At 72.3% G+C, this 22,780-nt stretch carries 19 protein-coding genes; 9 read left to right on the forward strand and 10 right to left on the reverse strand.

Annotated features, from left to right (window positions below):
- Nucleotides 1-109 precede the first annotated feature (109 nt).
- Nucleotides 110-1,630, reverse strand: a complete 1,521-nt coding sequence (locus GVL05_RS05940; protein ID WP_200849162.1) for an alkaline phosphatase family protein — start codon at nt 1,628-1,630, stop codon at nt 110-112.
- Between the two features lie 305 nt (nt 1,631-1,935).
- Between GVL05_RS05940 and GVL05_RS05945 the strand changes: the two genes are divergently transcribed.
- The 5 genes from GVL05_RS05945 (at nt 1,936) to GVL05_RS05965 (ending at nt 7,743) form a co-directional block, all read left to right on the forward strand.
- Nucleotides 1,936-2,811 (forward strand): EamA family transporter, encoded by an 876-nt coding sequence (locus tag GVL05_RS05945; protein WP_159572141.1) that lies wholly within the window; start codon nt 1,936-1,938, stop codon nt 2,809-2,811.
- 190 nt (nt 2,812-3,001) lie between these two features.
- A complete protein-coding gene (locus GVL05_RS05950; RefSeq protein ID WP_159572144.1) occupies nt 3,002-3,934 on the forward strand; it encodes a phosphate/phosphite/phosphonate ABC transporter substrate-binding protein in 933 nt (310 codons plus the stop codon).
- A gap of 43 nt (nt 3,935-3,977) precedes the next feature.
- A complete protein-coding gene (gene phnC, locus GVL05_RS05955; protein WP_159572147.1) occupies nt 3,978-4,805 on the forward strand; it encodes a phosphonate ABC transporter ATP-binding protein in 828 nt (275 codons plus the stop codon).
- Entirely contained in the window at nt 4,802-6,574 is a 1,773-nt protein-coding gene (locus GVL05_RS05960) for an ABC transporter permease (RefSeq protein ID WP_159572150.1), read from the forward strand. The genes phnC and GVL05_RS05960 overlap by 4 nt, the downstream gene beginning before the upstream one ends.
- Nucleotides 6,571-7,743, forward strand: coding sequence for a TIGR03364 family FAD-dependent oxidoreductase (locus GVL05_RS05965; protein ID WP_159572153.1), 1,173 nt, complete (start codon nt 6,571-6,573; stop codon nt 7,741-7,743). Before GVL05_RS05960 ends, GVL05_RS05965 begins: the two co-directional genes overlap by 4 nt.
- On the opposite strand, the gene GVL05_RS05970 is transcribed toward GVL05_RS05965, so the two are convergent.
- From GVL05_RS05970 to GVL05_RS05980, 3 genes are read right to left on the reverse strand one after another with little or no spacing between them, the layout of a single operon-like run.
- On the reverse strand, nt 7,719-8,828 hold the full coding sequence (locus GVL05_RS05970; RefSeq protein WP_159572156.1) for an alpha-D-ribose 1-methylphosphonate 5-triphosphate diphosphatase: 1,110 nt from the start codon (nt 8,826-8,828) through the stop codon (nt 7,719-7,721). The two genes, GVL05_RS05965 and GVL05_RS05970, sit on opposite strands and share 25 nt — an antisense overlap.
- Complete coding sequence (locus GVL05_RS05975; RefSeq protein ID WP_200849163.1) at nt 8,825-9,895, reverse strand: alcohol dehydrogenase catalytic domain-containing protein; 1,071 nt, start codon at nt 9,893-9,895, stop codon at nt 8,825-8,827. The genes GVL05_RS05970 and GVL05_RS05975 overlap by 4 nt, the downstream gene beginning before the upstream one ends.
- The gene (locus GVL05_RS05980; protein ID WP_159572159.1) at nt 9,892-10,638 is read right to left on the reverse strand and encodes a phosphonatase-like hydrolase; all 747 of its coding nucleotides are present in this window, start codon (nt 10,636-10,638) and stop codon (nt 9,892-9,894) included. The genes GVL05_RS05975 and GVL05_RS05980 overlap by 4 nt, the downstream gene beginning before the upstream one ends.
- A 193-nt stretch (nt 10,639-10,831) precedes the next feature.
- On the opposite strand from GVL05_RS05980, the gene GVL05_RS05985 reads away from it, so the two are divergent.
- The 3 genes from GVL05_RS05985 (at nt 10,832) to GVL05_RS05995 (ending at nt 13,773) form a co-directional block, all read left to right on the forward strand.
- Nucleotides 10,832-11,548 carry a GntR family transcriptional regulator gene (locus GVL05_RS05985; protein WP_159572162.1) on the forward strand — a complete coding sequence of 239 codons (717 nt, stop codon included), beginning with the start codon at nt 10,832-10,834 and terminating at the stop codon, nt 11,546-11,548.
- 100 nt (nt 11,549-11,648) lie between these two features.
- The gene (locus GVL05_RS05990; protein WP_159572165.1) at nt 11,649-13,082 is read left to right on the forward strand and encodes a GAF domain-containing serine/threonine-protein kinase; all 1,434 of its coding nucleotides are present in this window, start codon (nt 11,649-11,651) and stop codon (nt 13,080-13,082) included.
- 472 nt (nt 13,083-13,554) lie between these two features.
- Nucleotides 13,555-13,773: a PLDc N-terminal domain-containing protein gene (locus GVL05_RS05995; protein WP_159572168.1), complete on the forward strand. Its 219-nt coding sequence runs from the start codon at nt 13,555-13,557 to the stop codon at nt 13,771-13,773.
- A 271-nt stretch (nt 13,774-14,044) separates the two neighbouring features.
- Here GVL05_RS05995 and GVL05_RS06000 read toward each other — a convergent pair whose 3' ends face one another.
- The 6 genes from GVL05_RS06000 to GVL05_RS06025 all read right to left on the reverse strand — a co-directional run bounded on the left by GVL05_RS06000 (nt 14,045) and on the right by GVL05_RS06025 (nt 21,401).
- Nucleotides 14,045-14,527, reverse strand: coding sequence for a tetratricopeptide repeat protein (locus GVL05_RS06000; RefSeq protein ID WP_131881652.1), 483 nt, complete (start codon nt 14,525-14,527; stop codon nt 14,045-14,047).
- Nucleotides 14,524-16,467, reverse strand: a complete 1,944-nt coding sequence (locus tag GVL05_RS06005; protein ID WP_159572171.1) for a DUF6807 family protein — start codon at nt 16,465-16,467, stop codon at nt 14,524-14,526. Before GVL05_RS06005 ends, GVL05_RS06000 begins: the two co-directional genes overlap by 4 nt.
- Nucleotides 16,464-18,152 carry a hypothetical protein gene (locus GVL05_RS06010; protein ID WP_159572174.1) on the reverse strand — a complete coding sequence of 563 codons (1,689 nt, stop codon included), beginning with the start codon at nt 18,150-18,152 and terminating at the stop codon, nt 16,464-16,466. Before GVL05_RS06010 ends, GVL05_RS06005 begins: the two co-directional genes overlap by 4 nt.
- Nucleotides 18,152-19,069, reverse strand: a complete 918-nt coding sequence (locus tag GVL05_RS06015) for a carbohydrate ABC transporter permease (RefSeq protein WP_235035874.1) — start codon at nt 19,067-19,069, stop codon at nt 18,152-18,154. Before GVL05_RS06015 ends, GVL05_RS06010 begins: the two co-directional genes overlap by 1 nt.
- Nucleotides 19,066-20,040 (reverse strand): carbohydrate ABC transporter permease, encoded by a 975-nt coding sequence (locus GVL05_RS06020; RefSeq protein ID WP_200849164.1) that lies wholly within the window; start codon nt 20,038-20,040, stop codon nt 19,066-19,068. The genes GVL05_RS06015 and GVL05_RS06020 overlap by 4 nt, the downstream gene beginning before the upstream one ends.
- An 80-nt stretch (nt 20,041-20,120) precedes the next feature.
- The gene (locus GVL05_RS06025; protein WP_235035875.1) at nt 20,121-21,401 is read right to left on the reverse strand and encodes an ABC transporter substrate-binding protein; all 1,281 of its coding nucleotides are present in this window, start codon (nt 21,399-21,401) and stop codon (nt 20,121-20,123) included.
- A gap of 246 nt (nt 21,402-21,647) precedes the next feature.
- Between GVL05_RS06025 and GVL05_RS06030 the strand changes: the two genes are divergently transcribed.
- Complete coding sequence (locus tag GVL05_RS06030) at nt 21,648-22,703, forward strand: LacI family DNA-binding transcriptional regulator (RefSeq protein ID WP_123936770.1); 1,056 nt, start codon at nt 21,648-21,650, stop codon at nt 22,701-22,703.
- Nucleotides 22,704-22,780 lie beyond the last annotated feature (77 nt).

Raw genomic sequence — 22,780 nt, forward strand, 5'->3', positions numbered from 1 at the left:
CGAGTGGGTGACCGGAGAAGCACGGGAGGCACGGTGCCAGCTGGCACCGTGCCTCCCGTCGTTCCGTCCTCGCCGCTCAGGCGACAGTCTTGTTCAGCGACAGTCCTGCTCAGCGCACCTGCGGCTCGTCGATCGCCCAGTACCAGTCGTTGTCGGCGTTCGTGAGCGCCCACTGGACGCGGACCTGCTTCGCACCGGACGGCACCGTGACGGGGACCGACGCGACCTGCGCGATCTGGTCGGTCGTGTACGACGCGACCTGCCGGAACGCGCCGCCGTCGAAGGAGACGAGGACGGTGGCCTGCTGCGTGCCCTCCTGGCGGTAGTGGTTGCCGAACGACACGGTCGCGCTGGCCTTGCCGGCGACCGAGTACGGCTGCGAGGTGATGCGGCTCGAGAACGTGCCGGTGTGGGTCTTGTCGGCCCACTCGTCGGAGTCGGCGACGGCGAAGACACCGCGTTCGCGGACGTTGGCCTCGCGGGTCTGGTCGCGCTGTGACTGCGTCCAGAAGTCGTCGTCGGTCAGGGTCCAGCCGGCCCACTCGGTGACGCCACCGGTGCCCATGCCCGTGTTGTCGACGCTCCAGCCGGTCGGCATGCTCTTCGTCCAGCCGAGCGTCGAGGCCGGGATCCCGGACTCGTCGACGCGGGGCTTCAGCGCGCCGACCATCGTGTCGAACGGGTCGGTCGACGCGGTCGCGAGGGGGCGGCCGTCGAGCTCGGCGGGGCGGGCGACGCCGAAGGTGGCGAGGACGTCGGCGGCGATGTCGACGTTCTTCGGGCGGATCGCCGGGGTCTGCTTCGTGATGCCGGGGCCGGTCTTGATGATGAACGCCGAGCGCTCGGCCGGGGTGCTGCCGCTGTGGCCGCCGGCGTCGGTGTGCCCGTGGTCGGCGGTCACGATGAACGACCACTGCTCCGACCAGTACGTCGAGCGGGCCTGCACCGCTGCCTGCAGCCGCCCGACGTACCCGTCGACCTCGCTGATGGCGTCGAGGTACTGCTGCGACGCGGCACCGTACGAGTGGCCGGCGTGGTCGACGTCGTCGAAGTGCACGAACGAGGCGTTCGGGCCGGTCGACCGGAGGGTCGACACGGCGTCGGCGGCCGCGTCGGCGTCGCTCGTGGCGGCGTACCGCTTGTCCACCGTACCGATGAGCGGCGTGCCGACCGAACCGTCGACGATCGGGTTCCAGCTGGCATCGGCGTACGTGGTGAGGGCGCTGTTCGCACGTTCGAGCCGGGTCAGGAAGTCGGGGTACTCCGTGATGTCGCTCGTGGTGCCCCACGTGTTGCTGAGCACCTTGTGCTTGTCCGGCCAGACGCCGGTCAGGTTCGTCGCCCAGCCGGGGCCGGACAGTGTCTGCGCCATCGGGGCGGCGTACAGCCAGGTCTTCGACGAGTACCCGGACGCGATCATCGCGTCGAGGTTGGGGGCGTCCGCCGCGGCGATGCGGTCGAACAACGCGCCGTCGATGCCGATGACGACGACGTGGTTGCTGTTGGCCGCGGCAGCGGCGGCCGAGGTCGCTGCGGTGGCGGCGGGTGCTGCGGCGATGCCGGTGGCGAGGCCGCTCGCCGCCAGTGCGATCGCGGTCGCGGCGATGGGGATGGTCCTGGGGATGCGCACGGTCGAGGCCCTTCTCGAGGTCGGTGGAGTGGCCAGCCCATCGGCGCAGCGTGGCCTTGGGCGTGCGACCCGGGAGCGTGGGGACGAACGCGTGGTGAACCGCAGACGCACCTGTCCGGACAGGCTGGAACGTCGTTCGCCGCCCGTGCTACGGTCCTGTCGACAGCGCCTAGGGTTCCGGGACTCCCGTCCGACTGGTCCGAGCGGCGCCACGGCTCGCCACCGAACGCGGACCGTCATCTGAACGGACAAAAGCCTGGAGGACCTCGCTCGTCGCGCCGCGCGTCGAGCGGAAGGTCCTGCCCGTGACTCCGTTCGCCGTCCTCCTCGTCCTCTCCGCCGCCGTCGCGCACGCCGCCTGGAACGTCATCGCCCACGGCGTGAGCCGGATCGGGCTGCCGTTCCTGTGGCTCGGCGCCGTGTCGAGCGTCGTCGTGTGGATCGGGGTGGTGCCGTTCACCGGCGGACTCGGCACGGGGAGCCTGTCCGGCTTCCTGGTCGGCATCGTCGTGTCCGGGCTGCTGCACGTGGCGTACATGCTCGTGCTGCAGCGCGGGTACCGGGTCGGGCAGCTGTCCACGGTGTACGCGACCGCACGGGGGACCGGTCCGACGATCAGCGTCGTCCTCGCGATCACCCTCCTCGGGGAGCGACCGTCGTGGTGGGCGTTGGCGGGCGGCCTGCTGGTGCTCGTCGGGGTCGTGGCGGTCGGGCTCGCGGACCGCGGGACGGCGACCGCACCCCGCGCCCTGCCGCGCCGTCGGCTCGACCCCGGCATCGTCGCCGGGCTGCTCACCGGTGTGGCCATCGCTGCGTACACGATCTGGGACGCGCACCTGGTGCGCGGCGGTGTCGCACCGGTCGCCTTCATGGTGGGCTGCACGGCGGTCGAGATCGTGCTGTTCGGCGCAGCCCTCGGCCCGCGTCGGCGCGAGGTCCTGCCGGTCCTCCGTGCGCACTGGGGCCGGGTGCTGGCGTTCGGGGTGCTCTCGCCGCTGTCGTACATCCTGGTGCTCGTCGCGATCACGATCGCACCGGTCGCGCTCGTGGCCCCGATGCGCGAGGTCAGCGTGGTGCTCGTGAGCGTGTTCGGCGTCGTGGTGCTGCGCGAGGGGCGGGCCGGGACACGGATCGCGGCGTCGGTCGTCGTGCTCGCCGGGATCGCCCTGCTGGCGGTCTGAGGGCGGACCGTCCCGCGCCGGCAGGGGAGACCTGTCCGGACAGGTGCCTGTCGTGTTCACCTGCCGGTCACCCTCGGTGCACCGGTTGGGCACGGCGCGCAACCTGTCGGATGCCACAGTTGCGGCGTCCCGAGCGGACGGCGGACCCCGCCCCGCTGCGGATCCTCGCCCCGCCGCCCGAAAGGTCATCATGCCCATCACCGCCCTCAAGCCGCTGGCCGCCCTGGCCGGCGCCCTCGTGCTCGCCGCGACGCTCAGCTCCTGCTCGGCGGGTTCCACGGCCGCCGCCGGCAGCGACGAGACGTCGACCGCGACGAAGTACGCCGCGGACGAGAACACGATCGTGTTCGGCGTCGTGCCCGACTCGGTGGACACCGAGACCAACTACCAGCCGCTGATGGACTACATCGCGAAGGAGTCCGGCAAGAAGGTCGAGTACCACGAGTCGACCGACTACGCCGCGCTCATCGAGGCGTCGGTCGCCGGCAAGATCGACGTCGCGTCGTTCTCCGGCTTCACCTACGTGACGGCGAAGAACAACGGCGCGAAGATCACGCCCGTGTCGTCGATCATCACGGCCGAGGGGCAGAAGCCCGGCTACTACTCCGAGGCGATCGTGCCGAAGGGCAGTGACATCACCTCGCTCGACGGGTTCAAGGGCAAGAAGGTCTGCTTCGTCGACCCGTCCTCGACCTCCGGCTACCTGTTCCCGAGCTACAACCTGCTGAAGGCCGACATCGACCCCACCAAGGACGTCACCCCGGTCTTCGCCGGCAAGCACGACGTCAGCGTCCAGAAGGTCGCGGCCGGCACCGAGTGCGAGGCCGGCTTCGCCGAGGACAGCGAGGTCGAGAAGAACAAGGACGTCACGGTCATCGCGAAGACCATGGTGCCCGGCGCCCCGATCGTCGTCTCCGACACCCTGCCGCAGGCCGAGAAGGACACCCTGACGAAGGCGCTCGCCGACGTCACGATCGACGACATCATCGCCGCCGGCGTGACGAGTGCCGACAGCCCCGGCTTCCGCAGCGTGTTCTACGGCACGAAGCCGGTCGACGACGGGTACTACGACCTGATCCGCGACATCTGCAAGACCACGAAGTCGACCACCTGCCAGGCCTGACCCCGGCACCCCCGGAGCCCGGACAGCGCGAGGAGAAGCACGCATGACGCACGACGACCCCGCGGTGGAGATCACCGCCCTCACGAAGCGCTTCGGTGACACGACCGCGCTCCGGGACGTGTCCCTGACCGTCCGACCGGGCGAGGTCGTCGTCCTCCTCGGGCTGTCCGGGTCCGGCAAGTCCACGCTGCTCCGGCACGTGGACGCCCTCGAACTGCCCACCTCCGGCACCGTCCGGGTCGGTGGGACGGCCGTGCACGACCTGTCCGGCCGGAGACTCCGCGAGCTGCGCCGACAGGTCGGGTTCGTGTTCCAGCAGTTCGAGCTCGTGCCCGCGCTGACCGTGCTCGAGAACGTCCTGACCGGGGCGCTCGCCACCCTGCGCGGCCCGCGGCTCGGGCTGTGGTCCTACCCCCGTCGGCTGCGGCACCGAGCGCTCGTGCACCTGGACCGCGTCGGGCTGCTCGATCGTGCCTACCAGCGGGCTGACACCCTGTCGGGCGGGCAGCAGCAGCGCGTCGCGATCGCCCGGGCGCTCATGCAGGACCCGTCGGTCCTGCTCGCCGACGAGCCCGTCGCGTCGCTCGACCCGGAGTCGAGCGGCCAGGTGATGGGGCTCATCCGCGAGATCGCCGCCGAGCGGGGCCTGACGGTCCTGTGCAGCCTGCACCAGGTCGACCTCGCACTGTCCTGGGCCGACCGGATCATCGGACTCCGGCACGGCGAGGTCGTCCTCGACACCCGCACCGAGGGGCTCGGCAAGGCGCAGGTCATGGAGATCTACGGCCAGGTCGCGACGTCGACCGACGAGTTCGCGGCCGTCGAGGCGCTGCACGACACCCTGGACGCCACGAGCGGGCTACCGGCGTGACCGCCGTCACCGAGCGGCCCGTCGTCCGCACCCACCGTTCGCCCGAGCAGGCCGTCGCCGCAGCACCGCGCCGACGCGTCTCGCCCGAGCGCGTCGCCGCCGGCCTGACACTCGTCGCCCTGGCCGTGCTGGCGTGCGTCGCCCTGGCCCGGATCGACATCTCGGTGCCGAACATGATCGCGTCGTGGTCGAACGCGGAGCACTTCTTCCAGCGCGTCGGCACGGTCCGGTTCCCGGAAGCCGCGACGCTGTTGCAGCAGACCGCGCTCACCGTGGGGCTCGTGCTGCTCGGCACCCTGCTCGCCGCGGTGCTGAGCGTCCCCGTCGCCTACCTCGCGGCGGGCAACACCAGCCCGGGCCGCGGGTGGATCGCCGCCGCGCGGTTCGTGAGCGTCCTGACCCGCGCGATCCCGGACGTCGTCCTCGCGATGGTGTTCGTGCTGATGTTCACGATCGGCCCGCTGCCCGGCATCCTCGCCATCGGCATCCACTCGATCGGCATGATCTCGAAGCTCTTCGCCGACACCATCGAGCAGATCGACGAAGGGCCCCGCACCGCGATCCGCGCCACCGGGGGCAACCGCCTGCAGCAGTTCACGGCCGGCGTGCTGCCGCAGGTGCTGCCGTCGTGGGTCGCGACGATCCTGCACCGCAACGACATCAACCTGCGGGGCTCGGTGATCCTCGGGTACGTCGGCATCGTCGGCCTGGGCCGCGAGATGTCGTTCGCGTTCAAGTCCCTCGACTACTCGCTCGGCATCGGGTACGCGATCGTCATCTTCGCGCTCTGCGTGCTCATGGAGATCGTGTCGAGCTCGGTCCGGGCCGCCATGCTCGGCGTCGCTCCGGCCGGCCGGGGGATCGGCGCGAGCGCCATCCGTGCGGGCATGCGCCGCCGGCAGGCCAGCGGCGAGCGGCGCCAGCGCAACAGCGCCACGGCCGAGCCCCGCGCCGCCGCCGCCGCACGCTTCGCCACCCCCGACGACGCCCTCCGCCGCCCGTGGACCGCCGCGCGCGTCCGCACCACCGTGTGGTCCTGGGCCGCGGTCCTGGTCGTCATCGGCAGCGTCGTGGTGTGCGACATCGCCTGGGGCGACCTCGCCACCGTGTGGGGGAAGATCCCGCCGGTCGCCGCCCAGTTCTGGCCGCCGTCCTTCGGCAGCTACGGCGCCGGCGTGATGTTCTCCGCGATGTTCGACACCGTCGCCATCGCACTCGCGGCCACCCTGCTCGCGCTCGTGTTCTCGATGGTGATCGGCTCGTTCGCGGCCCGCAACGTCGCACCGACCCGCGGCGTCCGGACCGGCGCCCGGTTCCTGCTCGTCGTCGTGCGCGGCATCCCGGAGACGATCCTGGCGGTGGTGCTCATCGTCATCACCGGCCTCGGCGCCCAGGCCGGCACCCTCGCACTCGCGTTCGGCGGCGTCGGCCTGCTCGGCAAGCTCGTCGCCGACTCGCTGGAAGAGGTCCAGCCCGGCCCGGAGCGCGCCCTCACCGCCACCGGCGCGACCCGGTTCCAGCGGTACGCCGGCGCGACGGTGCCCCAGGGCATCCGGGCGATGATCGGTCACACGTTCTACCTCGTCGACACCAACATCCGCGCGGCGACCATCCTCGGCATCGTCGGTGGTGGTGGGATCGGGTACTACCTGCTCAACGCCGCGCAGGGCTCGAACTACGCCTCGGTCACCGGGATCGTGCTGATGATCCTGGTCACGGTGCTCGTGGTCGAGGGCATCGCCATGTGGATGCGGAGGGTCTTCCGGTGAGTACGACGACAACGACGGTCACGACGGCCGGCACCGAGCGGGTCGACGTCCTCGTCGTCGGCGCCGGCATCGTCGGCCTCGGCGTCGCCTACGAGGCGACGCTCCGCGGCGCACGGGTCGCCGTCGTCGACCGCGCCGCCGGCGTCGTCGGTGCGAGCGTCCGCAACTTCGGGCACGCCTGCATCACCCCGCAGACGGGCGAGGCCGCCGGGTACGCCCAGGAGGCCCGCCACCGGTGGCTCACGCTGGCTCCGCTCGCCGGGTTCACGGCTCGAGAGCGCGGGGCGCACGTCGTCGCGCGCCGTCCGGAAGAGCTCGCGGTGCTCGAGGAGTACCGCGCCACGGGCGCGGACGTCCGCCTGCTCGACGGGTCCGCGATCGCGGCCGCCGTGCCGGTCGACCACGCCACGGCCAGCGGGGGAGCGCACCTCGCGCAGGACCTGCAGGTCGACCCCCGGGAGGCCGCACCCGCCATCGCCGCCTGGCTCGCCACCCAGGGGGTCCGGTTCCACTGGCGCACCGCTGCGCTCGGGATCGAGACCGGTGCGGTCCGCACGGCGCGCGGCACCATCGAGGCCGACCGCATCGTCGTCTGCACGAACCACGACGTCGACCAGCTGTTCCCGGCCCTCGCCGAGGCGGCCGGGGTCGTCCGGTGTCGGCTCCACATGCTCCGCGCTGCGATCCCGCTGGCCTTCCCGCTCGCGACGCCGCTGCTCACCGGGTGGTCGCTGCTCCGGTACTCCGGGTTCGCGGCGATGCCGAGTGCCGAGGCACTCCGGTCCGCCCTGGCGGCGTCGCTGCCCGACGGCATCCGCTGGGACCTCAACCAGATGTACACGTCGCCGCCGGACGGCAGCGTCATCGTCGGGGACACCCACGAGCGTGAGGTCGACGCTCCACCGTTCCAGGACGAGGACGGCTTCCGGCTGCTCGTCGCCGAGACCGAGCGGCTGTTCGGTGCGCCGCTCCGGGTGCTCGACCGGTGGCAGGGCGTCTACGCGTCCTCACCCCGGCAGGAGTTCCTCGTCGAGCACCCGCTGCCGGGCGTCGACGTCGTGACCGTCACCACGGGGATCGGCATGACCACCGGACTCGGCCTGGCACCGTCGGTCCTCGACGCCGTGCCCGGGCAGCACCAGGATCAGGTGCGCGCCAGCACCCGCTGACCGGCGACCCACACCCCGACGACACGCTCGCCACGGACCGCGACGAGGTCCGCACGGTGTCCGGGTGTCAGGGAGCCGCGGTCGTCGAGACCGGTGTGCCGCGCCGGTGCCGCGGTGACGGTGCGGACGAGGTCGTCGAAGGGCGCGACCCCGGCGGCCGCAGCGGCACGCAGCCCGGGGAGCAGCGAGCCGAGGTGGTAGTCGGACGTGACGACGTCGGCGTGCCCGGCGACGAGTGCCGACCGGGCCGAGGGTCCGGACCCGTGCGAGCCACCGCGCCACAGGTTCGGCGCACCGACCACGACGCCGAGCCCTGCCGTGGTGGCCGTCTGCGCCGCGTCCGTCGTCACCGGGAACTCCGAGATGCCGGCGCCCAGGCGCGCCGCGGTCTGCACGGCCTCGACCGAGTCGTCGTCGTGCGCGGCGAGCACGACACCGGCTGCGCGAGCGACCGCGGCGATGCGCTCGCGGCGGCCCGGGACCCCGGCGGCTCCGCGGCGGAACCGGTCGAGGCGTGCGTCGAGTTCGTCGTCGCCGAGTCGGTCCAGCGCCCGGTAGGCGCGACGCCACCCTGCCTCGTCCGGGTACTGCCCGCGGCCCGGCGTGTGGTCCATGTACGAGACGAGTCCGACGCGCGCCGGGGCACCGGCGACGAGCCGCTCGAGCGCGTCCACGGTGCCGTCGTCCGTCACGTCGACGCGCAGGTGCACGCGGACGTCGATCGGCAGCGGCGTGGTCGCGAGGGCGTCGAGCACGGCGGCCGCGTGCTCCGCGCTCCGGGTCGGCACGGTGTCGGGCTCGATCGAGCAGCACAGGAACGCCGTGGTCACGCCGGCGAGCAGCGCGTCCGCCGCGAAGGCGTCGAGGGCGTGCGGCAGCGGGACGCCGACGCCGGGGCGCGGCTGCTCGAACCGGGCGAGGGAGTCGGCGTGCACGTCGACGAACCCGGGCAGCAGTCCGACGTCGCCGAGGTCGACCACGTCGTCGTCGGACTGCGATGCGACGACGACACCGTCCCGTACGTGCAGGACGGTGTCGTCGGTGCCCGCGCCGAGATGGACTCGGGCGGCGCGGTACGTCGTCATCCGACCAGCATGCTGGACGGCACGACCGCGCGGCGCAGGTACCCGGCCGACGGCGGGGTCACGACGGCGTGGTCGACACCTTCGAGTCCGACGGCGGGTTCGACGAGGTCGGCGAACGGGAGGTCGGTCGACGCCAGGAAGTCCACCGCGGTGGCGAGGTGCCGGGGTGCGTAGTTGTGCACGCCGACGATCCGGAGCAGCCCCCGCACGATGCGCTCGGGGTCGAGCGACACCGGGCGACTCGACGACACCGCGCCGACGAGGACGGCCGTGCCGCCGACGTCCAGGGCGTCCACCGCGGTCTCGACGGCGTCCGGGTAGCCGGACAGCTCGATCGCGACGTCGACGGCACCCACCGGCTCGCCCGGCGACACCGCAGCATCCGCGCCGAAGCACACGGCCAGGGCACGTCGCCGGGCATTGGGGTCCGAGACGACGACGGTGGCCCCGGCGGCGACGGCCATCGCGACCGCCGTGACCCCGAGCATGCCCGCACCCGTCACGAGGACCCGAGCCCCGGCGAGCGGCCGGTCCACCGCGTCCAGTGCAGCGGCGACGGTGGCCGTGGCGCACGCGGCCGGGGCGGCGACCACGGCCGGCAGGTGCTCGGGCACGACGGCGATCGCGGTGCCGGGCAACAGGACGCAGTGCGTCGCGAACCCGCCGTTGAGGAGCCAGTCGGCGGTCGACGCCTCGTGACCGTACTTCCGCAGGGACCGGCACTTCTGCGGCAGCCCGGCACGGCACCGGTCGCACGTGCCGCACGACGCCGCGACCGACCAGACGATCCGGTCACCGAGGGCGACGGGGACGCCGGCGACGGTGGTCGGCACCGACCCCGGGGCGATCGCGACGACGTGGCCGACCTGCTCGTGCCCGAGGACGCTCGGCGCTGGTCCGGCGCGGTGCCCGAGGGCCGTGTGCAGATCGCTGCCGCACACCGTCGCCGCCTCGATCGCGACCAGGACGGACCCGTCGGGCATCGGAAGCGCACCGGCGTGCTCCTCGACCGTGACCGGGTGCCCGATGCCGTGCCAGAGCGCGTACCGGGCGTCGACGTCGGTCACCGCGCCACGGCGCTGAACTCGTCGGCGCGCGGCTCGTCGGCGTGCGGGACGTCGGTCCCGAGCGCGGCCGCGTCGAGTCCGGCGAGCAGTGCGGGCAGGTCGGCGACGGAGTCGAGCACGTGCGTGTGCGGCGCGGTGGCGAAGTCGGCGTCCTGGTGGGTCCCGGTCCGGACACCGGCGACGACCGACGCCCCGGCACGGGTGCCCGTCAGCAGATCGGCCACGGTGTCACCGACGACGGCGACCTGGCGCACGTCGTCGGTCTGCGTGCGCAGCACGGCGGTCAGGACCATGTCCGGGAACGGACGGCCACGACCGGCGTCGGCCGGCGACAGCGCGAGGTCGACCCGGTCCTGCCAGCCGAGCGCGTCGAGGACGGCGTCGCGGGTCACTGGGCTGAACCCCGTCGTCAACGCGACCTTCGTGCCGGACGCGCGCAGGGCCTCCAGGACGTCCACCGCACCGTCGACGGGCCGGACGCCGCGCCCCACCGTCGCCGCGTAGGCGCGCTCGAAAGCGGCGTTCGCCGCCTCGGCACGCACCGTGTCACCGTCGAACAGGGCCGTGAACACGGCGATCTTCGACTGCCCCATGGTGTCGAGCGCGTACTGCACGGCGTGGTCGTGCGCGGCCGTGCCGGGCTCGAGGCCGACGTCGGTGAGGGCGGTGCGGAAGGCATCGACGACGACACCGCCGTCGTGCACGGTGGTCCCTGCCATGTCGAGGCAGACGAGCGAGATCATGGGGCTCCTGTGGTCCGGTCACCCGCGGGTGCGGGCTGTCTCCCGCGAGAGCGGGGCTGCCCACAGCGTCCGAGGAACCGATGACCACCATCCGGTCCGCAGGTGTCCGGCAGGTGAACAGCGCCGGGAGCCTGCAACGCTCCTGTCCGGACAGGTGTGCGACGGGCCCGCCACCTCGGTTACAGTCCGCAGCGTGCCGGAAACGCGTTACCTCGAGATCGCGGCGGAGCTCGAAGCCGAGCTCGCCGACACCGTCGTCGGCACCCGGGTCGCCAGCGAGGCCGAACTCGCCGCACGCTTCGGCGTCGGCCGGTCGGCCGCCCGCGCTGCCCTGCAGCACCTGCAGCGCCGCAACCGGATCCGCCGGGTCAAGGGCGTCGGCAGCTTCGTCGCACGGCGCATCGACTACCGGATCGGCTCCGACGCCGCGCCGTCGTGGAGCCGCACCGTGCGCGACGCCGGGGGAGAACCCTCGAGCGTCACGCTGTCCTGCGCCCTCGCACCGGTACCCGCATCCGTCGCCCCGCACCTCGGGCTCGAACCCGGAGCGCCGTGCCACCGGCTGACCCGGCGCTCACTCGTCGACGGACTGCCCGCCGCGTGGGGCGTCGAGTGGGTGCCCCGCACGGTCGTCCCCGAACTCGGGCAGGCGCTGCGGGTGCGGAACTCGCTCTACGACGTGCTGCGCGAGGCCGCCGGCGCCGAGCCCGTCCGCCGGTGGGTGCGCGCCGGTGCAGACGTGGTCACCGACGAGGTCGCCCGGCACCTGGACCTCGACGAGGTCACCCTCGGGTGGTTCATCGAGAGCTGCACCGTCGACGCCGGCACCGGGCGGCCGCTCCTGGTGAGCGAGCGCTGGATCCGGGCCGACGCGATGCGGGTGCTGTTCGAGAGCGGGCCGACGGGCTGACGCGTCGGCGCCGTTCAGCCGGAGAACGCCGCGGGCCCCCACGATCCCCGTCGGGATGGGAGGATGCACCGACGCCTGCCCGCACCGAGAACGAGGTTCGATGAGTCCGACCGAGGACACCCAGTCCGCGGCCCCACTGCTCGACGGGCGCTACCGACTCGAACACGCCATCGGCCAGGGCGGCATGTCCGTCGTGTACCGCGGCATCGACGAGAGCCTGCACCGCCCCGTCGCCGTCAAGGTGTTCCACGCCGGCACGGTCGACATCGCCCGGCAAGAGGCCGAACTCGGCGTGCTCGCCTCGCTCGAGCACCACAACCTCGTCAGCCTGCTCGACACCGGCGTCGTCACCGGCCACGACGGCACCCACCAGCGGTACCTCGTGATGGCGCTGGTCGTCGGTCAGGACCTCGAGGAACGCCTCGCCGTCGGCCCCCTCGCCTCCCGGCACATCGCCGAGATCGGCTACGACATGGCCGAGGCGCTGCACTACATCCACAGCCACGGCGTCGTGCACCGCGACATCAAGCCGTCGAACATCCTGCTCGTCGACTACGGCCACGACTCCGACCGTGCCCGCGCGCGGCTCACCGACTTCGGCATCGCGCTCGCCGCGGGCGTCGAACGCATGACCGCCGACGGCGTCACCACCGGCACCGCCGCCTACCTCAGCCCCGAGCAGGCCCGCGGCGGCGACGTCGGAAGCCCGAGCGACGTCTACTCGCTCGGCCTCGTGCTGCTGCAGTGCTTCACCCGCCGCCGCGAGTTCCCCGGCTCGCTCGTCGAGTCCGCGGTCGCCCGCCTGTCCCGCGACCCGGTCGTGCCCGAGCCACTGCCCGAGCACTGGAAGCAGCTGCTGCGTGCGATGACCGCGCAGGACCCGGCCGCGCGCCCCGCCGGCGCCGAGCTGGTCACGATGCTGCGCGACGTCGTCATGACCGAGACCGCCGGCACCGACCACGTCGTGGACACCACGGCCGCGGCTCCGACCGCCGCTGCCGGTGCGCCGCGAGCCGACGCCGACTCGGCCCGCCCGGCGACGCTCGACACCCTGCCCGACGAGGCCCTGCACCGCACCACCGCGATGGCCGCCCGCCTGTTCGACGCGCCCATCGCCCTGGTCGAGGTGCTCGACGAGGACCGCGCCTGGTCGCAGTCGTACATCGCCGAGGGCGTCGACGAAGCAGCGCGCAACATCAACTTCGGCAACGGCTTCGCGCCCGTCGCGGTCCCCGTCGTCATCCCGGACGGGTCGATCCACCCGGACATGCAGCACAGCCCGCTCGTCACCGGCGCGCTCGGCATCCGGTTCTACGTGAGCGTGCCGCTCGTGCGGCACGACGGTGTTCCGATCGGCACCCTCGCGGTGCTCGACACGAAGCCGCGGCAGGCGACCGAGGCCGACCTCGCCAACCTGCACGACCTGGCCGCCCTCGCCGTCACGCAGCTCGAGATCCGGCAGGAGTCGCTCCGCACGACGAGCGACTCCCTGCCGGTCGCGCAGGCGGTCCCGCAGGAGGGCGCGCGGCCCTAGGCGGTCGCCGCTGACGGACGGGAGGCCCGGTGCGGGCCCGCCCCGCGCCTCCCGTCCGCCCTACGGTCGCGCCTCGTGCGTCGGTCCCGCCCGCGGGCGGCCTGCCCGTTCGGCGCGCGCCTCCCGCCGGGCTGCCCGCTCGCCCGATCGGCGCGCGCTGGACGCCGAGCGGGCGAAATACCGGGGTTGCGCGCCCCGCGACCCGGGCATTTCGCCCGCTCGCGGTCGCATGCCGCAACTCGCATGCATCCGGTGGAATACGAGTGCCCGTTCGCGCGAGCGGGCGAAATGCCGGGGTGAGGAGCCGGCCGGCCGGGGTATTTCGCCCGTTCGCGGGAGCGGGGGGGGCATTGCGGGTGCGGGAACGGTGGCGCGGTGACACCTGGACGGGAGGTGGCGTGGGCGGCGGCGTCGGCCCTACTGTCGGTTCGTTGCGCGGCAGCGGCCGCCACGGAGGGATCGCACTGTGTTCATGGACCTGTCCGAGTCGCACGTGTTCGTGCTCCTGCTGATGCTGGCCCTCGAGGTCCTCGCGATCGTGCAGGTCTGGCGTGACCGTCGGCGCACGCTCGTGGTCAAGGTCCTCTGGACGCTCGTGATCCTCGCACTGCCGGTCATCGGCGTGCTGGGCTGGGCCGTCAACTGGCTGCTCGGCAAGGCTGCAGAAGCGCTGCAGCGACGGAACGCCTGACCGCCGATCCCGGCTGATCGGGCACTGCCCCTATCGGTTCAGACCGCGCAGGCGCATGCTGTGCGAGGTAACGGAACCCGAATCCGCAAGTGGTCGAAGCACGATCGACCCGTGGGGAGGGAGCGCCTCTCTGGGCCTCAGTCGAGCGTCGACGCTTCCTTCCTGTCCTGCCCCGCAGCTCGTCCCGCCGCGATTCGGGTGTCGCGACCGGACGGGAGGGACGTCCTCGTCCCCGCGAGCCGGGTCGTCACCGCCGCCCGGCTCGTGCAATTCATTCGGTGAGGGCCGCCGCGTAGGCGCGGACCGAGCGGTGGTAGCGGGGGAGTGTCGGTTCGACGGCCTCGATCGCGACACGGAGCGCCTCGTCGTGACGGCCCGCACTGTGCAGGGCGAGCGCGAGGAACACCTTCGGCGCGGCACCGGTGGACGGGTGTTCCGGGGCGTCGCGGAGCATCGCGATGGCCTCGTCGACACGGTCGAGGTTCCGCAGGGTCGAGGCGTGCTGCACGACCATCTGCGCAGCCCGGGCAGGATCGACGTGCGCGAGTCCCGCGGCGGTGGCGGCTGCGTAGTGGACGTCGGCCTCGGCCTCGTGGCCGCCGGAGTCGTTCGCGCCGCCGAGCTCGAACGCGCCGAGGGCCGGGTGCGGCGCAGCGTCGGCGAGTTCGCGCATGCGGTCGATGCGCTGCTGGTCGTCGATCGTGTCATCGGCCCAGAGTGCGGCGACGCGGGCCTCCCAGTCTGCGGTGCTCATCGGTCCAGCGTATTGCCGCCCGGCGTCGCACCGTCGGCGAACGTCGCGCCGTCGGTGATCGTGGCGCGGTAGGACCGGACGAGCGGGACACCGGGGTGCACGAGCGCCGGCGCACGCCAGGCGAGGGCCGAACCGATCGCCGGGTACTCGGCGACCCGGACGAACCAGGGATCGCGGTGGTCGAGCGCTTCGAGCCGGATCGTCGCAGGCGCTCCCTCGAACACCGCCGACCACTCCACCCAGGGCGAGACCGAGCCGTGCACCGCCGCCTCGCCCTGCGCGTCAGCGGTCCGGACGGCCACGTCGGTGCAGTCGGCGAAGCGCCAGAAGAACCCGCCGTACCCGGCGCCGACCCGGCCGTTGCTGCCCGGACCGCCGAGGTGCACGACGGCGTCGCCGGGGGTTCGGAACGAGGACGACCAGGTCAGCTCCCACCCGGAGTCGACGGCGCGCCAGGCGAGGGTGCGGTCCTCGTGCAGGACGACCGTGTGGTCGGGGCCGCGCCAGACGAGTTCCTGGACCGTGCCGCCGCCGTGCGGGGCTGGGTGCTGCTCGGCACGCACGACGTCGACGCGGCCGTGGTCGTCGCGCCACACGTAGCCCGGACCGTGCACGTAGGTGCGGCCGCCCCAGCAGTTCACGCTGTCGACGTCGGGGATCGCGACCCCGACACCGCAGTGCCAGTCGTGGTCGGCCGGGTGGTGGGCGCTCAGGACGGTGCCGCCGAGGGTCCGCACGGGGTGCAGGTACGGACGCGGGGACGACGTCGCGATGGTCCCGGAGCCGTCGAGTTCCGTGGCCACCGCGGCCCCGCTGACGCGCAGGACCTGCAGCACCTCGTCGCGGGCGGTGTGGGCCCAGGGCGCGCCGACCTCGGAGAACAACGCTCGTGCGTCGGCGGCGCGGTCGACGATCGCCTCGACGTCGGCGACGAGCGGACGACGGGCAGGCCCCTCGCCCTCCCACGTCACCCAGGGGTGGTCGATGCGGACGGGCTCGGCGGCACGGACGGCCTCGAGCACCTCGACGAACGCACCCGTGGAGACCAGGGGGACGAGCAGATCGTCGCCGCGGGACCGGTGGGCGAGCAGGTTCTCGAGCAGGTCCGTCCGGCCGAGCGTCTGGGTGGTGTCGCCGACGGTGACCTCGTCGGCCGTGTAGTGCAGCACGGCGCTCCCGGCGGTGCCGCGGACCCGAACGGTCGGCAGGACCTCGGACGGAGCGCACAGGGTCAGAGCCGCGGTGGCTTCGAGCCCGGCGCTGGTCGTGACCCGGACGGCCGAGGTGTCGTCGCCCTCGATGTCGTTCGCCCGGAACAGCTCGACCTCGACGCGCCTGACGTCGGACGCCCGACGGCAGCCGACGAGCGCCAGGGCCGTCGCGACCGCGTGGGCGAGCGGGTTCGTGACCACGCCGTCGAGGACGTCGACGCCCTGGACCCGACGCCGTCCGGCCCAGGCGGAGCGGTCCCAGTACGCCTGGTTCCGGGTCCACGTGCCGACGGCCGCGGCGGAGCGGACCGGACCGACGAGCGACCCGTCACGGAACGCCGGCAGCGCCTCGGACCCGAGGCTCTGGAACCCGACCTGCACGACGCGGCCGGTGCGCTGCTCGGCGTCGACCAGGGTGTCGAGCGCGTCGCGGGTGGTCACCGGGGGCTTCTCGAGCAGGACGTCGGCACCGGCCTCGAGGGCAGCGAGCGCCAGCGGCAGGTGCGCGGCGATCGGGGCAGCGATGACGACGACGTCGACCGGGCCGTGGTCGCGCGCTGCCACGACGTCGGCCACGACGACCGCCCCGTCGTCGGTGCTGGTGCCCAGCGTGGGGTCGACGACGGCGGTCAGCGTGCAGACCCCCGCGGCGACGAGCCGGTCGATGTTCGCCCGGTGGTGCAGGCCGTACCCACGCGCACCGACGAGCACCACGCCGGGGAGGGTCATCGAGCGGTGCCGATCACGATGCGCGTCGTGCCGGGGGAGCGCCCGGTGACGTGGACGTGCTCGCCGTCCGGTCGGTCGGTGCCGCCGAGGAACGCGTAGTCCTGTCCGGGCGCGTAGAACGCTGGCTGGGTCGGGCCGCTGCCGTTGCCGGCCCCGAAGGACACGGCGTCGTCGCCGACACGGTAGGTGCCGGTCCCGTCGGCGAGGACGGTCTCCCCGGTCGCGGCGTCGGTGCTCACACCCGTGAACGTACCCCCGCCGCGGAACGTCAGCTGGAGCGACCACGGCACGTCGGCGCCCTCGGTCGTCACGTCGATCGAGACGGCGTCCGGCGTGGTGGTGACGTCGACCGTCGTGGTGAGGGAGACGGTGTCCGCCGCTCGCGAGCCGAAGGACATCGACGCCGAGAACCGGCCCTCGTCACCGAGCGCGTACGCGCCGTCGGTGCGTCGAGCCGCGGCGGGCAGGGGCTGGTGGTAGCCGGCGGACATGGTCTCGACGAGTCGGTACCGCCCGTCGCCGAGGGACTCCAGCGAGGTCGGACGGAACGGCCCCAGCCCGAAGAACTCCCGCGACAGCCGGACGTCGGACAGCACGACCGCGCCGGCACCGGCGAACACGCGCAGGCACGTGGGGCTGTTCGCCAGGCCCGATCGGACGTGGCCCTGCGACGGCACGTCCGAGCCGGCGAACAGGACGACGCTGCGGTCCTGTTCTCGGACGTGCACGAGCCGGGCGTCGGCGAAGGAGTGCACGGCCGGTTCGAGCGGCGCACCGACGGGCAGCGGCCGGGCGAGCAGCGGATCCGTCATCGCGCGGGCGGCGACCGCACCAGGCTGCCACATGTCCGCGACGGCGGCCCGAGCAGCGACGGCGGCGAGGTCTGCGCGGTCGTCGAGCACGGCCAGGTGCCAGAGCAGGGGAGCGAACGCGCCGATGCCGAACGCCTGCGACTGGTCCTGGCGGCGGGACTGGACGGTCTCGACGGTGTCGTCGGGCAGCAGGAGCGCGAGGGTGGCGTCGAGGGACCGGCGGACGGGGTCGAGCAGCTCCGGGCGGTCGAGCACCGAGGCGAGGACGAGGAACGACGGGCACGAGACGGCCGCCGCGTAGTTCGGGCTGCGCTCGGACCACAGCCCGTCGGCGTCGATGTCCGCGCCCTCGGCGAGCCACTCCTCGATCCGCGCGACCAGCGCTGGTGCCGGGTGCAGTCGGTGGATCCGGGCGAGCGCGGCCGAGACCTCCCACCGGTGGTTCGGCGTGTGCACGCCACCGGTGAGCAGCGCCGGCGTCGCACGGTGCACGATCCGGTCGAGGTCGTCGGCGAGCACCGCGGCCGCCGGGACCGACGCCCGGTACGGCGCGAGCAGCTCGAGGGCGTCGCAGACGTCGTTCACGGTGAACGCCGAGTCCGGCGGGGAGAGCACGTTGTCGCCGCCGACGAACGTGCCGCCGGGGGACTGCCGGGCCGCGAGGTGCCGGACCCAGCCGTGCGCGGTGGCGAGGTCGTCGTCGGGAAGGCGATCGGGGCCTCCCGTCCGCTCGTTCCGGACCCACGCCCCGACCAGGGTGAGGGCACGCGCCATCAGTTCCCGGTGCTGCAGCGCAGCCGGATCGTCGTCGGTGAGCCGGAGGCGCGCGACGGCGGCGTCCGCGGCCGGGCCGACCGCGTCGAGGAAGCCCATCAGTCCTTCAGTCCCGCGTTGAGGTCCGCGCCGTTCACGTACTTCTGGAACACCAGGTAGATGAGCACGAGCGGGATGATCGAGATCACCGAGGCGCCGAGCAGGACGGTCCAGTTGACGTTCTCGGCCCCGACGATGCTCTGCAGCGCGATCTGGATCGTGAACTGGTGCGGGTCGTTGAGCACCAGCAGCGGCCAGATGTAGTCGTTCCACCGCCACTGGAACGAGAAGATCGCGAGCGTCAGCATGATCGGCCGGGAGATCGGCAGCATGATCCGCCAGAAGATCCCGAACTCGCTCGCACCGTCGATGCGCGCGGCCTCGACCAGGTCGTCGGGCACCGTGATGAAGAACTGCCGGAACATGAAGATGCCGGTCGCGGTGATGACCGACGGCACGATGATGCCGGCCAACGAGTCGTACATGCCGAGGTCGCGGATCACGATGAACGTCGGCGCGAGGATGACCTCGGTCGGCAGCATCGTCGTCGCCAGGATGCAGACGAAGAAGACCTTGAGCCACTTGTTGTCGTACTTCGCCAGGGCGTAGCCGGTGGCGGCGCTCGCCAGCACGGTGAGCACGGTGGTGACCAGCGCGACGATGACGGTGTTGCCGAAGTAGCGGGCGAAGTCGTAACTCGCCCACGCCTCGGTGAAGCCGCTGACCGACCAGTTCTTCGGCAGCAGGGTCAGCGGGTACGAGAACAGCTCGCCGCCGGGCTTGAAGGCGCTCAGCACGAACCAGAGGACCGGGAAGCCGAAGGCGATGATGAAGACCCAGAGCAGGGCGGTGGCGGCGATGGCCTTGGGACGAGGCGGGCCGTCCAGGCGCTTGGCCTTGGTCGTGCGCGTGCTCTTGCTCTTGGTCGTGTTGTCGGTTGCGGGTGCGCCGGGGGCGCTGGGCAGGGTGGCGGTCATCGACGGGCCTCCGTCCGACGGTTCACGGCCAGCTGGATGAGCGCGATGGCCATGAGGATGAGCATGAGGACCATCGACGCCGCGCTCGCGTAGCCGATGTGGGCGTTCTGGAACCCGTTCGTGTAGATGTACTGCACGAGCAGGTTGTTGTCGGTGCCGGGTCCGCCGCCGTTGAGCGCCTGGATGGTGGCGAACTCCTTGAACGCCCCGAGCGACGACAACAGGATCACGATGAACGACGTCGGCGCGATGCTCGGCAGCGTGATGTACCGGAACTGGTGCCAGGCGCCGGCCCCGTCGAGGGACGCTGCCTCGTAGTAGGACTGCGGCACGTTCCGGATCGCGGCGACGAACAGCAGCATGTTGAAGGCGGCGCCGGCCCACGCGGTGGCGAACACCACCACGAGCAGCGACAGGTCGGCGTTCGACTGCCACGGCACGGCCTTGCCACCGAGGGACTCGATGACGAAGTTCGCCAGGCCGAAGTTCTCGCCGAACATCCACCGCCAGATCACACCGGTGACGATCGGGGAGATGAGCCACGGCACGAAGAACACGATGCGTGCGACGCTCCGGCCCTTCGCCGCCGGGCTCGTCAGCATCAGCGCCATCGACAGTGCGAGCACGAAGCCGAGCGGGACGGCGACGATCGCGTAGAGGAAGGTGCGCCCGAGGGCTGCGTAGAAGGTGTCGTCGGCGAAGAGCTCGAAGTAGTTCGCCAAGCCGATGAACTTCGGGTCGACGACGCCGTTGTAGTCGGTGAACGAGTAGCCGAGGCCGATGACGGCGGGCCACACGAAGAACACGACGAACAGGACGGCGTTGACGCTCACGAACAGGATCGGGGCGAGGACGGGCTTGCTGACGCCGGTGCGGCGGCGCTTCGTCGTCTTCGCGGCTCCGGGCCGGCGGGGCGGCACCGGGGTGGGGACGGCGGTCTGCACGTCACCGGCTGCGGTGGGGATGCTCACGATGATCCTCTTCGTTCGACGTGGTGCTGCTGTGGAAGGAGAGACAACGGGGCCGGACGCGTGCGCCCGGCCCCGTTCCGTCAGCCGACGTGCTCCTCGTAGTACTTCGTGATCGTCTCGAGGGTCTTCTTGGCCGACTGCTGCCCGTTGATGAGCTTGCCGACCTCGGCGGTGGTGGGATCGGTGCCGAGCTCCTTGCCCTCGACCGCCCACTTCGCGCTCTCCTTGGCGTAGGAGCTCGAGATCGGGTCGGCTGCGTCGATCTCCTTCTGGTACAGCGCGAAGGAGTCCTTCGCTGCCTGGGACTCGAACGGGTACTGGATGTCCAGCCCGGTCTCGACCGGCAGGAAGCCGTTCGTCGTCACGAGCTTCGCGTAGTTCGTCGGGTCGTACATGTAGTCGATGAACTTCTTCGCGGCGGCACCGCGGGCGTCCGAGTTCTCGAAGCCGACGATGTTCCCGCCGTAGTTGATCTCGGTGGCGTGGGTCGGGTCGGCGGGGGTGGCGGCGCTCGCCCAGTCGAAGTCGGTGATGTTCGACGCGAAGTCCGACGACTGCCACACACCGGAGAAGTACGCGACGACCTGGCCGCTCTTGAACAGGGCGTTCGGGTCCTGGCTGCTCGTCCACACCGACTTCGGCATGACCGAGTCGTCGTTCATGTCGGCGAAGTCCTGCAGTGCGTCGACGGTCTTCGCGTCGGTCGGGAAGGAGCCGTCCTTCTCCTGCTGCATGAAGTCGGTGCCCTTGGTGAACATGTAGGCACGCAGACGCGACGGCGACGAGTCGAACACCATGTCGTACTTCGCGCCGGTCTTCGCCTTCACCTTGTCGGCGGCCGTGAGGAACTCGTCCCAGGTCCACGCCTTCGCGGGGTCGGTCGGGTAGTCGACGCCGGCCTTCTCGAACAGCGACTTGTTCACGAACAGGCCGGCAGCGGTGACGTCGGACGGGATCGAGGTGACCTTGCCGTCGTCGTCCTTCGCGATGATGTCCTGGTCGATCTTGTTCGCGTCGTCGGCGACGATCGAGGCCAGGTCGACGGTCTTGCCGGTCCAGATCGGGTCGATGCCGGCGGCGCGCACGACGTCGGGCAGCGAGTTCGCCTGGGCGGACTCGCGGAGCTTGGTCTGCAGCCCGTCGTACGGCAGGTTCACGATCTTGACCGTGACGCCGGTCTTCTCCTCGTACGCGGTGGCGAGGTCCTGGTAGCCCTTCTCCTGCGCGGTGGAGGTGGAGAGCCAGAAGGTCAGCTGATCGACCTTGCCGCCGTCGCCGGAGCTGCCGGATGCACAGCCGCTCAACAGGGCCAGTGCGGCGATGCCGCCGGCGAGCGCGAGCATTCTCTTGGATGACTTCATCGTCACTGCTTTCGTTCGGGACCACTGGCGTCTGCCGTGGGCGAGCGTTCGGGGTGTCTCGGCCGAGGTCCCCAGGTCTACACGACGTGAGCGCTCATGGCAAGCGCTTTCCTGCGCGATGTTCTGACAATGTGACCAGCCGTCTCGGATGGCCGCGCCGACGGCGCGGACGCTGGTCGGGCCTCCCGGGAAATCGCTATCCTCGCCACAGACCGCGCGCGGCGCGGACCGGACTGGAGGCACGACATGCCCGAGCGAGGCACCGTCACCCTGGCCGACGTGGCCGAGCTCGCAGGCGTGTCGCTCGCGACCGCCTCGCGGGCGCTGAACGGCAGCACGCGGAAGGTCCGACCGGAGTCGGTGGACCGTGTGCAGGCCGCCGCCCACGAGCTCCGGTACACCGCCAACGTGCAGGCGCAGGCCGTCGCTCGCGGGACCACCACGACCCTGGCGCTCGTCGTCGGCGACATCGCCGACCCCTACTTCGCCGCGATCGCCGCGGGGGCGATCCGGGCTGCCGACGACGCCGGGCTCGTGGTGACGATCACCTCGACCGGCGGGGATCCTTCGCGCGAGGCCGCGGTGCTCGGCGTCGTCGCCGGACTCCGGCCGCGGGCCGTGGTGCTCGCCGTGAGTCGTCGACTCGGTGCCGGGCAGACGTCGGGAGCGTCGGACTCCGCAGCTGCCGTCGGCGCACTCGTCGCCGCCGGTGCCGGGGTGTCCGCGCTCGTGTCCGACCTCGACGGTGCCGCGGCAGGGGTTCCCGGCGTGCACGGGGTCGTCATCCGGAACCTCAGCGGTGCCGCGGCCCTTGCGGGTGCGCTGGTCGAGCAGGGGCACGACTCGTTCGCCGTCCTGTCCGGCGACCCGGACCTGGCCACGGCGCACGCCCGGGTCGAGGGCTTCGTCGCAGGGCTCGCCGCGCACGGCATCCGGGTGCCGGACGACGCGGTGGTGCCGTCGGCGTTCACGCGCGACGGCGGGTACCAGGCGATGGTGACCCTGCTCGACCGGGCGGCGGGAGGCGCGTGGGCGTTGCCGCGGTGCGTGTTCGCGGTCACCGACCTGATGGCGGTGGGGGCGGTCGCGGCGATCCGGGAGCGCGGGCTCGTCCCCGGGGTGGACGTCGGCGTCGCGGGGTTCGACGACGTGCAGATGCTCGCCGACGTCGTGCCGGCGCTCAGCACGGTGCGGCTCCCGCTCGAGGAGATCGGGGAGCGGGCGGTGCGGCGGGCGCTGGGTCTCGAGGCCGACGGTGCCATCGACGGCGAGGTCGTGCTGCGGGCGAGCACGGCGCGGTAGCGCGGCGGGGCGCTTCGCGGGCGCTTCGCGGGCGCTTCGTGAGCAGAAAGGGTCGGGTCCGGCCCCGCCACTCGACC

This window comes from Curtobacterium sp. 18060 (assembly GCF_902706105.1).
GTDB lineage: Bacteria > Actinomycetota > Actinomycetes > Actinomycetales > Microbacteriaceae > Curtobacterium.